The organism is Muricoccus radiodurans (assembly GCF_050154705.1).
Lineage (GTDB): Bacteria > Pseudomonadota > Alphaproteobacteria > Acetobacterales > Acetobacteraceae > Roseomonas > Roseomonas radiodurans.
The window spans coordinates 5,288,677-5,301,356 of the sequence record NZ_CP189561.1 but is presented as its reverse complement, the minus strand read 5'-3'; the positions used below and the strand labels follow the sequence as shown (position 1 = coordinate 5,301,356).

The following is a 12,680-nucleotide window of genomic DNA, read 5'->3' as shown; positions in this document are numbered from 1 at the left end:
ACGCTGTGGAAATCCAGGCCCTTCGCGCGATCGCGTGCCTGATCTCCTCCGCGTCGCGGATCCGCGCTCAGGGTTCCAGGGCGGCCAGCGCCGCCTCGACCTCCCGCCGCCCCTCGGCCGAGAGGGGAGGCTGAGGCGGCAGCGGATCGCCCACCGCGAAGCCCTGGATCTGCAGCGCGCCTTTGATACAGGCGGCCAGGGCGTGGCGGGCGAAAAGCTCGTTCAGCCGCCACATCGGGCGCTGCAGCGCCATGGCGCCCGCCCAGTCGCCCGCACGGCAGAGGTTATAGAGGCGCACGCTCCCCCGCGGGACCGCGCAGGCCGGGCCGGCCATCCAGCCGACGCCGCCGATCAGCATCACCGCCGCCGGGATATGGGCGGAGGCGGCGAAGACCTTCATCCGGCCCTCCGTCCGCTCGATGATCGAGAGCAGGCGGCCGGTGTTGGTGGAGGCGTCCTTCACGTAGCCGATGCGCGGATGGCGCGAGAGGGTCTCGAGCGCGGGCAGCGACAGGTCGGAGCGCTGGAAGTTCGGGTTGGTGTAGAGCACGACGGGCAGGCCGGTCGCGTCGGCCACCGCTGTGAAATAGGCGACGGTGCCGGCCTCCGGCACGGGGAAATAGGCTTCCATGATCGCGAGGATGCCGTCGGCGCCGAGCGCCTCGGCCTCGCGCGTCTGGCGCACGGCTTCCGCTGTGGTGGTCGCGGCGATGCCCGCGATGACCGGCACGCGGCCGGCCGCCGCCTCGACCACCACCTCGATGATGCGACGGCGCTGCGCCGCGTTCAGATAAGCGAACTCCCCCGTGCTGCCGAGCGGCGTGAGGCCGTGCACGCCGGCGGCGATCAGGTGATCCACCAGCCGCGCCAGCACATCGTCCAACACGGCGCCGTCGGGGCCGATCGGGGAGACGAGATAGGGATAGACGCCGTGGAAGCCGGACATGCGCGGATCAGGCCTCCGGCGCGGGGATCAGGCCGTGGCGGAGCATCACCTCGCGCATCTTCGCGGGATCGGGTGGGCCGCTCTCCAGCAACGCCGCGAGTTCGCGGAAGTAGGTCGGCCCGAGGGCGCCGGGGCTGAGGATGCAGAGGCAGGTCGCGGGCGATCCGCCGTCGTTGCGGAAGCCGTGCACGACGCCGCGGGCGATGAAGGCGGAGCCGCCCGGTCCCACCGTCACGTCCCGGCCGGCGATGCGCCAGATGGTCGTGCCGGTCAGGCCGTAGACCGCCTCGTCCCAGCTCTCGTGGTAATGAGGGACGGGCATCCGCCCCTCGGGCGACACGGTCATCTCGAAGAGGTCGAGGCTGCCGCCGGTTCCCTCCCGGCTCTGGAGGAAGCGCAGCGTCAGGCCGCCCAGGCGGATGGTCTCGTTCATGGGCGCTCCCTCGTCACCGGCGCAGGATGGCCGGGGCCGGAAGGGCTGCCTAGGGCATGGCGGGACTCAGCGCGTCCCGGTGATGCGGCCGCTGCCGTCCCGGATGGTCACGGCGCCGGAGGGGCTGCGGGTCTCCGTGCCCACGATCCGGCCGCTGCCGTCGCGGATGGTGACCGTGCCCTGCCCATTGTCGCTGCGGCTGCCGGTGATGCGGCCGCTGCCGTCCCGCAGCGTGGTGCCGCCGGAGGGGCCGCGGCTCTCCGTGCCGACGATGCGGCCGGAGCCGTCGCGGACCGTCACCTGGCCGGTGCCGCTCCGGTCCCGCGTGCCGGTGATGCGGCCGCTGCCGTCGCGCAGCACCTCCCGGTTGCCGCTGCGGTCCACCGTGCCGACGATCCGGCCGCTTCCGTCCCGCATCACCTCCCGCTGCGCCAGGGCGGGCTGGGCGAGGAGAAGCGGCAGGAGGAGAAGGACGAGGCGGCGCATGGACGCGAGGCTGCCGCCGATCGGGACGGGGGCTCAACGGGATCTCTGTCGCATGCGTCGCACGGTGTGCGGACAGGTGCGGAATTCATCCGTCCGGCGGGGGCTCGCACGCCGCTTGCCGGCCCGTCACGACCGTCCTACCGCTCCGCTTCCCGGATCCGGAGCGGCGGCATGTCCAGCATCACCACGATCGAGGCGCTGGAGGCGCTCTACGGCGTGCCGAACGACGCCTCCACGGTGAAGGAGGTGCCGCGCATCACCCCGGAGTACCGGGCGATGATCGAGGTCTCGCCCTTCCTCGCGCTCGCGACCTCGGGGCCGGAGGGACTGGACTGCTCGCCCCGCGGGGACCGGCCGGGGGAGCTCGTGCGGATCGCCGACGACCGCACGCTGCTGCTGCCCGACCGGCGCGGCAACAACCGGGTGGATTCGCTGCGCAACATCGTGCGCGATTCGCGCGTGGGGCTGATGTTCCTCATCCCCGGCCACGGCAACGCGCTGCGGGTGAATGGACGCGCCCACCTGTCGGTGGACGAGGCGCTGCTGGAGAGCTTTTCGGTCGAGGGCAAGGCGCCGCGCAGCGTCATCGTGGTGGCGGTGGAGAGCGTCTATTTCCAATGCGCCCGCGCGATCATCCGCGCGCGGCTATGGGAGCCGGAGGCACAGGTCCCGGCCGGCGCGCTGCCGACCCCGGGCCGGATCCTCGCGTCGCTGAGCGAGGAGCGGGTGGGCGGCGAGGCGTATGACCGCGGCTGGGCGGCGCGGGCGCGGGAGACGATGTGGTAGCCATTTCATTGTGAATCCGTTGTCATTAACCGCTTCCTTGTCGCGATACCGGAATCATGTTCCGCTCGGAATCGCCACCCACAGGAAACGATCCTCCATGTCTCTTCGCCGCTTGCTGGGCATCGCCGCGCTGGCAACCCTCGTCGCTGGTCCGGCCTTCGCGCAGTGCGACACGCGCTTCGTCGTCCGCAACCAGTCCGGCCTGCAGGTGAACGAGTTCTACTTCGGCCCGAGCAGCGACTCGAACTGGGGGCCGGACCGGCTGGGCGCCAACGTCCTGCCGAACGGCGCCGCCATGACCTTCAACACCGGCCGCCCCGGCCCGCACGACTTCAAGGTGGTCTGGCCGAACGGGCAGTATGCCGAGCTGATGCGCCTCGACATCTGCGTCACCAGCGAGATCGTCGCGACGCCGAACGGCATCGTTGCGCGCTGACGCGGCCCGGCCGGCCCGGTTCACCCGGGCCGGCGTCTCACCCGCTCAGCGGGCGAGGAGCTGCGCCAGCAGCACCACTCCACCGACATAGGCTGCGGCGCGCAGCGGCAGGCCTGCCCAGCCCGCCGGAGAGAAGCGCGTCATGCGACGGCCCGCACGGGACCGCGCCCGCGCAGCAGCACCAGACGTGCCACCCGCGCGGCCTCGGACGGATCGGGGAAGGTCTGGCCCTCCAGATCCTCGAGGGCCGGATCGGTGGCGAGGAAGAGCCAGGCGGCATCGCGCGCGACGGCGACACCGACGAAGCGGCCCTCCACCTCGATGGGGCGGGAGGCGTGCATGGCGGCCATCGTCACAGCGCTCCAAGGGCGCGCAGCAAGGCCCGCTCGATGTCGGACTCGCGCGCCGGCCGCGGCGGGCGGGGGAAGGCGCGGTCAAGCAGGCCGCGCAGGGCCGAGGCGGCGCCGCGGCCGCCCGAGGGCGGAGCAGTCTGGGACTTGGCTCTCGGTGGTGTTGGAAGGGTGCTGTGCTGGGTCTGCGTCATGGCAGCCGTCTCCGATGCCGCCTCCCGGGGCGGCGCGATGAGAGAGGATGTGAAGGGGCTTGTGGCGGCGCGATCAGCGCCGACAGCGGCCCGCGATGACGCGGTGCGGGGCGAAGCTCAGGGGATGTCCGCTCGGTTCCATGGCGGCCTCCTGCGGCGCGGACGACAGGCCGTCCGAGCGAGCGAGCGGATATTCCACCACTAATAGACGTTGGTCAAACAGATAGACGAAGCATATTCGTTCAAATTCACGCCCTACACGAGGAGATTTCGTTCATTCCCGCCGCATGGGGCAGCGGCCTTCTCTCCTGCGCCTGCGCGGCCACGGTCCGCGCGTGCTATGAGGCGGCATGGACCAAGGCTCCCCCGCCCGCCCCCCCCGCACCACGGCATCCGATCCCCTGCCGAACCCGCCGCGCGGCCGGGTCTATGGCAGCGTGCTGGAGGTGGTCGGGGCGACCCCGCTCGTCCGCCTGCCGAGGCTGGAGGCGGCCGACCGGCTGCCCGCGCGCCTGGCCCTGAAGCTGGAATTCTTCAACCCGCTCGCCTCCGTGAAGGACCGGATCGGGTTGGCCATGGTGGAGGAGGCGGAGCGCGCGGGGCTGATCCGCCCGGGCCAGTCCACCCTGGTGGAGCCGACCTCCGGCAACACGGGGATCGCGCTCGCCTTCGTGGCGGCGGCGAAGGGCTACCGGCTGGTGGTGGTGATGCCGGACGGGGCGAGCCTGGAACGCCGGAAGATGATGGCGCTGCTGGGCGCGGAGCTGGAGCTGACGCCCGCGAAGCGCGGCATGGCCGGCGCCATCGAGCGCGCCGAGGCGATCGTGAAGAAGACGCCGGGGGCCTGGATGCCCCGGCAGTTCGACAACCCGGCCAATCCCGCGGTCCACGCGGCCACCACGGCCGAGGAGATCTGGACCGACACGGGCGGCGAGGTGGACGCGGTGGTCGGCGGCGTCGGCACCGGCGGCACGCTGACCGGGATCGCGCGCGCCCTGAAGCCGCGTCGTCCGGGAATGCGGGTGATCGCGGTGGAGCCCACGGAATCCGCCGTGCTGTCCGGCGACGATCCCGGGCCGCACGACATCCAGGGCATCGGCGCGGGCTTCTGCCCCTCCGTGCTGGAGCTGGACCGCATGGACGCGGTGATGCGCGTGTCCGAGCGCGAGGCACTGGCCGCCGCCCGCCGCTGCGCGCGGGAGGAGGGGCTGCCGATCGGCATCTCCTCCGGCGCCGTGCTGCACGCGGCGCTGGAGGTCGCGCGGGACCCGGCGATGAAGGGAAAGCTGGTGGTCGGCATCGCCGCGAGCTTCGCGGAGCGGTACCTGTCCACCGAACTCTTCGCCGGGCTGTGACGGCGATGGCCGAACCGTCCGACGCCGCCGCGCGCCGTGCCGTGCGGCCGGTGGTTTGCTATCCCACGGACGCGCTGCCGCGCCCGGACCTGCCCGCCTATCGCGCGGCGCGGGAGGGTTGGACGAGGACGGCGGAGATCATCGTGCCGCCGCGGGAGGCGCGCTGCTTCGACGTGCCCGCCGGCCATTTCTTCCGGATCGTCGGCGTGGAGGGGCCGCAGGTCGGGGACCTGAACCTCTGGTGCGCCGACGACCTGTCGGAGCGCTTCTTCTCCGGCAAGACGCGGGCGCTGCACGGCACGCATGTCACGGCGGGCGACCGGCTCTGGTCGAACCTGCCCTTCCTGCGTCCGCTGGCGACGATCACCGAGGACACGCTGGGCTGGTACGGCTTCGACGAATGGGGCCTGTCGGTCCACGACGTGATCGGCACGCGCTGCGACCCCTACACGCACCGGCTGCTCTCAGGTGACGACTACCACCATTGCTGCCACTCCAACCTCACCCGCGCCCTGGCCGCGCGGACGGGCCTGCCAGTCGAGGCGGCGGAGCCGCACGTCCACGACGTGCTGAACGTGTTCATGTGCACCGGCTTCTCCCGCGAGACGGGGGAATACCTGATGAAGGCGAGCCCGGTGCGGCCGGGGGACTTCATCGAGTTCCTCGCGGAAGTGCCGCTTCTCGGCGCGCTCTCCGCCTGCCCCGGCGGCGATTGCGGGGCGGAGCATTCGAGTGATGCGGCCCGCTGCCACCCGCTGCGGGTGGAGGTGTACCGCCCGGCCCGCCCGCCGGAGGGCTGGTCCTCGCCGCCGCGGAACGCCTATGCCGGCCGGCACGGGGTCAGCGCCGCGCCGGCCTGATCAGGCGCGGCCGAGCACCCGGTCCATCACGGCGGTCGCGTCGCCGTCCGTCGCGCCGCGCCAGGCCACGATTCCGTCGGGGCGGATGAGGGCGAGGTCCGCCTCGTAGAGGTCCCGCGCGGCGGGAAGGTCCAGCACGGCGAGGTCGGCGCCGATCCGCGATGCCGCGCGGGCGAAGCCCTCGCCGGACGCGCCGCCCATCCGCAGCAGCGTCCAGTCGCGGCCGAAGGCATCGTAGAGGGAGCGGCCATCCGCCAGCCAGAGATGCGGCGCGCGGCCGCCGGGGCAGGCCGTGGGGACGTAGCGGTTGGCGGAATCCGGCGGCGGCGCGGTGCCGTCCGGGACGAGGATCGGCGAACCGTCATAGCGGCCGCCGAAAGTGATGCCGGGGATGTTGAACTCGCGTCGCGCGTGGTCGGCCAGGTATTCGCCGGCGGCCTCGCGCGCCGCCTGCCCGGCCGGCGAAGCCTCCTCCAGCGCCGGGTCGGCGTGGAAGAGGCCGAGGCTGTCCGCGAAGCCGCGGGCATAGGCGGTGTTGCGGAGCGCCAGCGGGCGGCGCTCGGCGGCGTAGCTGTCCAGCAGATGCGGGCCGCCGACACCGTGCAGCACGGCGGCGAGCTTCCAGCCGAGATTCACCGCATCCTCGACCGCCGTGTTGTAGCCGAGGCCGCCCGTGGGAGTGAACAGATGCGCCGCGTCGCCGCCGAGGAAGACGCGGCCGCGCGACAGGCCCTCCGCCACCAGCGCGTGGCCGGCGGTCCAGAAGCCGTGGGAGAGGATCTCAGCCGGGATCGCGGCGCCCGCGGCCTCGTGGAACATGCGGCGGGCATCCGCCTCGGTGACGCGGGATTCCTCCTCGCCGGGGCGGAGCTGGGTGTGGAAGGCGTATTCGCCGCGCCCGTCCACGGCGGCCAGGAGGCTGCGGCGATCGGCGTTCACCGTCACCTTCATCCAGGCGGGCGGATGCGGGGATGCGGCGTCGAAGCCCGTGGCGCGGAGGTAGACGGCGCACATGCGGCCGCCCATGAAGCCGCGCTGCGTGCCCGTCTCGCCGGACCATCCGTGGCCGAGCGCGGCGCGCACGCCGCTGCGCGCCCCGTCCGCGCCGAGCATGTAGGCGGCGCGGATCGTCCGGCGCGCACCGTCGGACAGGCGCAGCGCCTCCGCCTCCACCTGCGTGCCGCGGTCGGTGAAGGAGAGCAGGCGCCAGCCGTAGCGGAGGGAGATCGTCGGCAGCGCCTCTGCGTGGCGCTTGAGGACGGCTTCCACGAACTTCTGGGAGACGCGGTGCGGCAGTTCCGCCGCGCTCCAGTCGCCGGACAGCGTTCGCACAACCTCCGTCGCCGCGCGGGAGGAAGGCAGGCGGAAGCGCGCCAGCTCGTGCGTGGTGAAGCGGGTGAAATAGGCGATGTCGGTGGGGTGGTCGGGCGGCAGGCCGGACGCGCGGATCTCCGCCGCCAGGCCGAGGCGGCGGAAATGCTCCATGGTGCGGGCCTGGGTCGCGTTGGCCTGCGGGTTGAAGGCGGTGCCGGGCTTCTCGTCCAGCAGGATGGCGGAGACGCCGCGCCGGCCGAGCTCATGCGCCAGCACGAGGCCGCACGGCCCGCCGCCGACGATCAGGACGTCCGTGTGTTCCGCTTCCATCCCCTGGCCCGCACCTTGCCCTCACCGGGAAGGCACGGGCCGCAGGCGATGGTCAAGCCGCGGCGCGACGCAGTCCGGCCAGCTCGTTCCCCAGGAAGGTCGCGAGGGCGCCGGGGCCGGAGCGGTCCGTGCCGGCGAGTCCGGCGGCGGCCTCGGCCTCCGGGTTGTAGTTCGTGTTCGTGTTCACGTCATAGGTCAGGACGCGGCCGTCCGGGGTGCGGATGAACTCAATGCCCGCGACCTCGATCCCGTTGTTCGCGAGGAAGGATTCCAGCCGTCCGCGCAGCCCGGCGTCGATCCCGCCGGGGATGACCCGGAAGCGCGGCGTGGGGGCGGCCGGCGTCTCGCCCACGGGGCAGGCGGCGTCGCCGATGGCGCAGGCCTCGGCCGGGCACAGCTCGAAGCCGGCGGAGGTGTCCACCTCGACCGCGTAGAGGAAACGGCCGCCGATGAACTCGGCGCGGGTGATCACCGGGCGCTCGGCGCGGATGTAGTCCTGCAGCAGCCAGAGGCCGTCGGCGGGCTGCTCCTCCTCCGGAGCCTCGGCCAGGAAGGCGGCCAGGGCGTCGGGATCGGCGAAGAGGCGCACGCCCAGCCCCTTGCCGCCCCGGTTGGGCTTCAGGATCAGCGGGCCGGTGCCGAAGCGGCGACGGGCGGCGGCGAGAACGTCATCGGGCTCCCCGTACACCACGACGCTGCCCGGCACGGCCACGCCGGCCGATTCCAGCGCGGCGTACTGGCGGGCCTTGCTGATCTCCAGGTCCAGGGCGCGGGGGCCGTTCACCACGCGGCGTCCGTGGCGCTCCAGCCAGGCGAGCACGGCGGCCGTCAGCTCCGCGGAGTAGCGGTGGCCCCGCGTGTGGGAGGAGGCGCTCATCCGGCTGTAGAAGACGCCCTCCGGCGGCGGGGAGGAGAGGTCGAAGCTGCCGGAGGAGAGGTCCCACTCCGTCCAGGGCAGGGCGCGCGCGTCGAAGGCCGCGGCCAGCGGGGGAATCCAGGCCGGGTTCTCGTGGATGACGTGGATCTGGGACATGGGACGGCTCCGGGGCTGGGGAGGCGATGTGGCTCTTCAGGAACCACGATCAAGCTCCGGCCAAAAACCTATTCCACGGCGCCACGGATCAAAACCCCGCCCAGCGCAGCCCTGCCATGGCCGCCACGCCCACGAGGATGGACAGGCCGAGGTTGGCGAAGCGCCACTGGACGATCACCACGACCACGGAAGCCGCCCCCGCCGTGAGATCCTGCCGCGCCAGGGCCAGCGCCACGTAGGCGGCGAAGAGCGGGGCCGGCAGGTTGCGGATCAGCGCCTGGACGAAGGGCGGCATCCGCACCGCCCGCCACAGGGCATAGCCGCCGGCGCGGCAGAAATAGGTCACGATCCCCATGGCGAGGATGGAGGCGACGACGTCCCAGCGGAGGGTCAAGGCGCCGTCTCCCCTCCGGGCCGGCGGGACTCCTGCCAGGTGGCGACCAGGGCGCCGGCGATGGCGCCGGCCAGCAGCGGGATGGGCGCCGGCAGGCGCAGCGCCTGCGCCCCCACCGCCATGCCGGCCGCGATGGCCCAGGGCGCCAGATCCTGCCGCACGCCCCGCCAGAGCGGCACGATGATCGCCACGAAGGTCGCGGTCGCCGCGAAGAAGAGCGGATGGCCGGGCGGCAGCGCGACGGTGTTGCTCAGCACGTATCCCGCCGCCGTCGCCAGGGTCCAGGCCAGCCAGGTGAAGACGCCGAGGCCGAGCATGAAGGCCGCGTCCCGCCCGCCGGCCCGGTGCTCCGCGAGGGTGAGCGGTACCGCGTGGTCCACGGTGAGGAAAAGGGTGAACCAGAGCCGCCAGCCCTTCAGCGCGTCGAACCAGAAGGCCAGCGCCGCGCCGTAGGGCAGCATCCGCACGTTCACGATGAAGGCGGCGACCGCGACGCCCAGCACGTCGGGCGGATTCGTCCACAGCTCCAGCGCGAGGAGCTGGGCGGAGCCGGCGAAGACGACGAGGCTCATCAGCATCGTCTCGGCGAGCGTCAGTCCACGGCCGTCGGAGATGACGCCGACGACGAGGCCGAAGGGGATGATGCCGAGCAGGAGCGGCACGCCGCGCTGGACCCCGCGCCGGACGCCCGCGCGGGTGAAGATGACGCGCATGATGCCATCCTAGGGGCAGGCGGCCGGCCACGGCCATGCATCGGGGACGCGGGGGAGGGTTGCGGCGCGGTCGGCCCGTGCAAAGCTTCGGTCCCGAAGGGCCGCCGCGCGAGCGAGCCCGCCGAGGGAGGATCGAGACGATGCTGCGCCGGACCCTGACCGGGGGCCTGCTGGCCCTGCCCGCCCTCCGCGCCCGCGCGCAGGGGAGTTATCCCGAGCGCCCCATCCAGATGATCGTCGCCTATCCGCCCGGCGGCGGCACCGACATCGCGGCGCGCACGCTGGCGACCTTCATGGAGCGGGAGCTGCGTCAGCCCGTGGTGGTGATCAACCGCGCGGGCGCCGGAGGCGAGATCGGCTTCGGCGAGCTCGCCCGGGCGCGGCCGGATGGCTACACGATCGGCTTCATCAATACGCCGAACATCGTCACCATGCCGATCGAGCGGCGCACGCAGTACGCCGTGGACCAGATCGCCCCCATCGCGAACATCGTGGACGATCCCGGCGGCTTCTTCGTGCTGCGGGACAGCCCGCACCGGACCCTCGCGGACCTCGTCGCCTTCGCCCGCGCCAACCCGGAGGCGGTCACCTATGCCACGACCGGCATCGGGTCCGACGACCATCTGGCCGGCCTGGCCTTCGAGCGGGCGGCGGGGATCCGCATGACGCACGTGCCCTATGCCGGCGCGGCGCAGACGCGGAACGCGCTGCTGACGCGGCAGGTCACGGTCGGGTCCATGAACATGAGCGAGGGGCTGCCGGACGTGCAGCAGGGTGTCGCCCGCGCGCTGGGCCAGATGGCGGAGCGGCGCTGGGAGGGGATGCCCGACGTCCCCACCTTCCGGGAACAGGGCTTCGACGTCATCCAGGGCTCGATGCGTGGCGTCGGAGCGCCGGCGGGGGTACCGGCCCCGATCCTGGAACGGCTGGCCGAGGCGCTGCGGCGGATCGTGGAGAATCCGGAGTTCCGGGCGCAGGCGGCGCAGCAGGCGTTGCCGCTGCGCTACCTCGGGCCGGCCGCGTTCCGGGCGGAGCTGGTGGAGATGCGGACGGGGTTCGAGCGGCTCTGGGCCGCGCATCCCTGGAAGGAATAAGCAAGGCTGGGGGAAGGAATTCCCCCAGCCCCCCTTCTCTTTTTATTAGCCTGCCGCGGCACGGTTCTGAACTGTTCCGCGGCAGCCGGGGGGGATACGCCGCCCGGCCCTGCGACTGCTCCCTCTCCGCCCGACCGCTCAGTCGCGCCGGGCCTCGATCAAGCGGGCCTCCGCCTCCTCCGGCGACATGTCGAGCGCGGCCTGGGCGGCGTCCCGCGGAAAGCCGGCGCGCGCGAGGGCGCCGAGGGCCTTCAGCGCGGCGGCGCGGGCCGCGTCCGGGTCTTCGGGCGGGCCACCGGGGGCGAAGGGGCCTTGGCGCCGGCGGCGAAGATGGGCGAGCGCGGCCGTGACCTCGTCCACCGCCGCCGCGTCCAGCGCCTCCGTGGCCCGGCCGCCGCCGACGCCCTTGGCAGCGAGGTGCGCGGAGATGGCGCGGCGGGAGCGGCCGGCACGCGACAGCCGCCGGGCGCGGGAGGCGGCGAAGGCGGCATCATCCACCGCGCCGGCGGAGACCATCTTCCGCGCGACCGCCGACGCGGCCTCCTTCGCGCGGGCGACCACGGGCGCGATCGCCTCGGGCGGCTGGCCCTCCCGCTCCGCGCGCTGCGCCCAGCGGGCGACCCGGCGCTGGAGCACGCGGGTCAGCCCGGCCTCCGTCGCGGCGAAGCGGGCGAGGTGGTTGAGCGCGGCCTCGTGTAGCAGCGCCTCGGTCGGGGCGGGCCCGGCGGCGGGAAGCCGCCGCTCCCGCCGCGCGGGCGGGCCGCGGCGCCGGCCGGCGGGCGGGGAGGAATCCTCTGGCATCGCCGGAATCTGGCATCGGGCGCCCGCCCCGGACAGGGCCGCGCCGCAACCGGCCCGCCCCGGGTGGCGTTTCCAGCCCGCATTCCCAGACAACGCCGGAGGAGAACCGCCTGATGTCCGCGTCACGCCTGTTGAGCTGCACCGCGATCGCGGCGCTGCTCGCCTTCCCTGCCCTTGCCCAGCGCGACGGCACCCCGGGCAATCCCCCTTCGACCGCGACGCAGCGCGCCGCGGACGCGGCGACCGGCAACCGCACCCCGCCCGACGGAACCCCCGGCAACCCCCCGGGCACCGCGCTCGGCCGCGCGGCGGATCGCGCCGGTGACGCGGCGGCCGGCGCCAATGCCCGCGCCGGCGATCCGCTGAACCTGCAGAACCGCCCGGACGGCACGCCCGGCAACCCGCCCGGCACGGCCCTCGGCCGCGCGGTGGACCGGGCCGGCCAGAACGCGGCGGACGCGAACGCCCGCAACGGCGACCCGGCCAACGCGCGCAACATCCCGGACGGTGCGCCCGGCAACCCGCCCGGCACCGCCGCCACCCGCGCGATCGACCGCGCGGCGGGGACGAACATGTCGGGCGCATACCCGCAGAACAGCGACGGCACGGCGAACAACCCTCCGGGCACGGCGGTGGGGCGCGCCCTGGGAAACGGCCCTGACGCGGAGCGCAACCGCGCTTCCGCGGCGCCGGTGAACCGCACGCCCGACGGCGATGCGGCGCGCGTGGGCACGACGAACGTGCCGCTGCAGAACCAGGCTGCCGGCAACGCGCCGGACAATCCCGCGGGCAGCCCCGCCGGCGGCACCGCCCGCCCGGGCACGACGATGCCGGCCGCCACGGCGCCGGCGGCCGCCGGTGCGACGAGCGAGCGCGCGAGCCGCATGATCGGCTCGAACGTCTACAACGAGCGGAACGAGTCCGTCGGCTCGATCGACGACATCGTCTTCGGCACGGGCGGCGCCTCGCCGATGGCGATCGTCTCGGTCGGCGGTTTCCTCGGGATCGGTGCGAAGCTCGTGGCGGTGCCGCTGACCGATATCCGCTGGGGCGCCTCGGACAACCGCTGGACGATCTCCGGCGCGACGCGGGACAGCCTGACCTCCCTGCCCGCCTACTCCTACGACAACGCTCGCCGCGGCTGATCGCGGGCGG

16 protein-coding genes are annotated in these 12,680 nt (G+C 73.6%); 6 read left to right on the top strand and 10 right to left on the bottom strand.

Annotated elements, in window-relative coordinates; all coding sequences use genetic code 11:
- Positions 1-67 precede the first annotated feature (67 nt).
- The 3 genes from ACP6CK_RS24665 to ACP6CK_RS24655 all read right to left on the bottom strand — a co-directional run bounded on the left by ACP6CK_RS24665 (position 68) and on the right by ACP6CK_RS24655 (position 1,865).
- The gene (locus ACP6CK_RS24665; RefSeq protein WP_426955976.1) at positions 68-946 is read right to left on the bottom strand and encodes a dihydrodipicolinate synthase family protein; all 879 of its coding nucleotides are present in this window, start codon (positions 944-946) and stop codon (positions 68-70) included.
- A gap of 7 nt (positions 947-953) precedes the next feature.
- Entirely contained in the window at positions 954-1,379 is a 426-nt protein-coding gene (locus tag ACP6CK_RS24660; RefSeq protein WP_426955975.1) for a cupin domain-containing protein, read from the bottom strand.
- Positions 1,380-1,445: 66 nt separating this feature from the next.
- Positions 1,446-1,865, bottom strand: a complete 420-nt coding sequence (locus ACP6CK_RS24655; RefSeq protein ID WP_426955974.1) for a hypothetical protein — start codon at positions 1,863-1,865, stop codon at positions 1,446-1,448.
- Positions 1,866-2,036: 171 nt separating this feature from the next.
- Here ACP6CK_RS24655 and ACP6CK_RS24650 point away from each other — a divergent pair, with 171 nt between their 5' ends.
- Together ACP6CK_RS24650 and ACP6CK_RS24645 are read left to right on the top strand one after the other, a co-directional pair.
- Complete coding sequence (locus tag ACP6CK_RS24650) at positions 2,037-2,651, top strand: pyridoxamine 5'-phosphate oxidase family protein (RefSeq protein ID WP_426955973.1); 615 nt, start codon at positions 2,037-2,039, stop codon at positions 2,649-2,651.
- 97 nt (positions 2,652-2,748) lie between these two features.
- The gene (locus ACP6CK_RS24645; RefSeq protein ID WP_426955972.1) at positions 2,749-3,087 is read left to right on the top strand and encodes a hypothetical protein; all 339 of its coding nucleotides are present in this window, start codon (positions 2,749-2,751) and stop codon (positions 3,085-3,087) included.
- Positions 3,088-3,227: 140 nt separating this feature from the next.
- On the opposite strand, the gene ACP6CK_RS24640 is transcribed toward ACP6CK_RS24645, so the two are convergent.
- Together ACP6CK_RS24640 and ACP6CK_RS24635 are read right to left on the bottom strand one after the other, a co-directional pair.
- Positions 3,228-3,437 carry a hypothetical protein gene (locus ACP6CK_RS24640; RefSeq protein WP_426955971.1) on the bottom strand — a complete coding sequence of 70 codons (210 nt, stop codon included), beginning with the start codon at positions 3,435-3,437 and terminating at the stop codon, positions 3,228-3,230.
- A gap of 2 nt (positions 3,438-3,439) precedes the next feature.
- Positions 3,440-3,631, bottom strand: a complete 192-nt coding sequence (locus ACP6CK_RS24635) for a hypothetical protein (protein WP_426955970.1) — start codon at positions 3,629-3,631, stop codon at positions 3,440-3,442.
- A gap of 350 nt (positions 3,632-3,981) precedes the next feature.
- Between ACP6CK_RS24635 and cysK the strand changes: the two genes are divergently transcribed.
- Positions 3,982-4,986: a cysteine synthase A gene (gene cysK / locus ACP6CK_RS24630; protein WP_426955969.1), complete on the top strand. Its 1,005-nt coding sequence runs from the start codon at positions 3,982-3,984 to the stop codon at positions 4,984-4,986.
- A gap of 5 nt (positions 4,987-4,991) precedes the next feature.
- Positions 4,992-5,846, top strand: coding sequence for an urea carboxylase-associated family protein (locus tag ACP6CK_RS24625; protein WP_426955968.1), 855 nt, complete (start codon positions 4,992-4,994; stop codon positions 5,844-5,846).
- Here ACP6CK_RS24625 and ACP6CK_RS24620 read toward each other — a convergent pair whose 3' ends face one another.
- The 4 genes from ACP6CK_RS24620 to ACP6CK_RS24605 form a co-directional block, all read right to left on the bottom strand.
- Positions 5,847-7,490 carry an FAD-dependent oxidoreductase gene (locus tag ACP6CK_RS24620; RefSeq protein ID WP_426955967.1) on the bottom strand — a complete coding sequence of 548 codons (1,644 nt, stop codon included), beginning with the start codon at positions 7,488-7,490 and terminating at the stop codon, positions 5,847-5,849. It abuts the gene before it with no gap.
- Positions 7,491-7,542: 52 nt separating this feature from the next.
- A complete protein-coding gene (locus ACP6CK_RS24615) occupies positions 7,543-8,523 on the bottom strand; it encodes an ATP-grasp domain-containing protein (RefSeq protein WP_426955966.1) in 981 nt (326 codons plus the stop codon).
- Positions 8,524-8,611: 88 nt separating this feature from the next.
- Entirely contained in the window at positions 8,612-8,917 is a 306-nt protein-coding gene (locus ACP6CK_RS24610; protein WP_426955965.1) for an AzlD family protein, read from the bottom strand.
- Positions 8,914-9,630: an AzlC family ABC transporter permease gene (locus ACP6CK_RS24605; RefSeq protein ID WP_426955964.1), complete on the bottom strand. Its 717-nt coding sequence runs from the start codon at positions 9,628-9,630 to the stop codon at positions 8,914-8,916. The genes ACP6CK_RS24610 and ACP6CK_RS24605 overlap by 4 nt, the downstream gene beginning before the upstream one ends.
- 140 nt (positions 9,631-9,770) lie before the next feature.
- Between ACP6CK_RS24605 and ACP6CK_RS24600 the strand changes: the two genes are divergently transcribed.
- Positions 9,771-10,724: a tripartite tricarboxylate transporter substrate binding protein gene (locus ACP6CK_RS24600; RefSeq protein WP_426955963.1), complete on the top strand. Its 954-nt coding sequence runs from the start codon at positions 9,771-9,773 to the stop codon at positions 10,722-10,724.
- A 138-nt stretch (positions 10,725-10,862) separates the two neighbouring features.
- Here the strand turns inward: ACP6CK_RS24600 and ACP6CK_RS24595 are convergent, their stop codons facing one another.
- Positions 10,863-11,525: a RecX family transcriptional regulator gene (locus ACP6CK_RS24595; RefSeq protein ID WP_426955962.1), complete on the bottom strand. Its 663-nt coding sequence runs from the start codon at positions 11,523-11,525 to the stop codon at positions 10,863-10,865.
- A 113-nt stretch (positions 11,526-11,638) separates the two neighbouring features.
- Here ACP6CK_RS24595 and ACP6CK_RS24590 point away from each other — a divergent pair, with 113 nt between their 5' ends.
- Positions 11,639-12,670 carry a PRC-barrel domain-containing protein gene (locus ACP6CK_RS24590; protein WP_426955961.1) on the top strand — a complete coding sequence of 344 codons (1,032 nt, stop codon included), beginning with the start codon at positions 11,639-11,641 and terminating at the stop codon, positions 12,668-12,670.
- Positions 12,671-12,680 lie beyond the last annotated feature (10 nt).

Bases quoted from the DNA above. Each gene is read 5' to 3' on its own strand.
- ACP6CK_RS24660 (WP_426955975.1), bottom strand. From the start codon at position 1,379: ATGAACGAGACCATCCGCCTGGGCGGCCTGACGCTGCGCTTCCTCCAG.
- ACP6CK_RS24600 (WP_426955963.1), top strand. From the start codon at position 9,771: ATGCTGCGCCGGACCCTGACCGGGGGCCTGCTGGCCCTGCCCGCCCTC.
- ACP6CK_RS24590 (WP_426955961.1), top strand. From the start codon at position 11,639: ATGTCCGCGTCACGCCTGTTGAGCTGCACCGCGATCGCGGCGCTGCTC.
- ACP6CK_RS24640 (WP_426955971.1), bottom strand. From the start codon at position 3,437: ATGGCCGCCATGCACGCCTCCCGCCCCATCGAGGTGGAGGGCCGCTTC.
- ACP6CK_RS24620 (WP_426955967.1), bottom strand. From the start codon at position 7,490: ATGGAAGCGGAACACACGGACGTCCTGATCGTCGGCGGCGGGCCGTGC.
- ACP6CK_RS24665 (WP_426955976.1), bottom strand. From the start codon at position 946: ATGTCCGGCTTCCACGGCGTCTATCCCTATCTCGTCTCCCCGATCGGC.
- ACP6CK_RS24605 (WP_426955964.1), bottom strand. From the start codon at position 9,630: ATGCGCGTCATCTTCACCCGCGCGGGCGTCCGGCGCGGGGTCCAGCGC.
- ACP6CK_RS24595 (WP_426955962.1), bottom strand. From the start codon at position 11,525: ATGCCAGAGGATTCCTCCCCGCCCGCCGGCCGGCGCCGCGGCCCGCCC.
- ACP6CK_RS24655 (WP_426955974.1), bottom strand. From the start codon at position 1,865: ATGCGCCGCCTCGTCCTTCTCCTCCTGCCGCTTCTCCTCGCCCAGCCC.
- ACP6CK_RS24635 (WP_426955970.1), bottom strand. From the start codon at position 3,631: ATGACGCAGACCCAGCACAGCACCCTTCCAACACCACCGAGAGCCAAG.
- ACP6CK_RS24615 (WP_426955966.1), bottom strand. From the start codon at position 8,523: ATGTCCCAGATCCACGTCATCCACGAGAACCCGGCCTGGATTCCCCCG.
- ACP6CK_RS24625 (WP_426955968.1), top strand. From the start codon at position 4,992: ATGGCCGAACCGTCCGACGCCGCCGCGCGCCGTGCCGTGCGGCCGGTG.
- ACP6CK_RS24645 (WP_426955972.1), top strand. From the start codon at position 2,749: ATGTCTCTTCGCCGCTTGCTGGGCATCGCCGCGCTGGCAACCCTCGTC.
- ACP6CK_RS24650 (WP_426955973.1), top strand. From the start codon at position 2,037: ATGTCCAGCATCACCACGATCGAGGCGCTGGAGGCGCTCTACGGCGTG.
- cysK (WP_426955969.1), top strand. From the start codon at position 3,982: ATGGACCAAGGCTCCCCCGCCCGCCCCCCCCGCACCACGGCATCCGAT.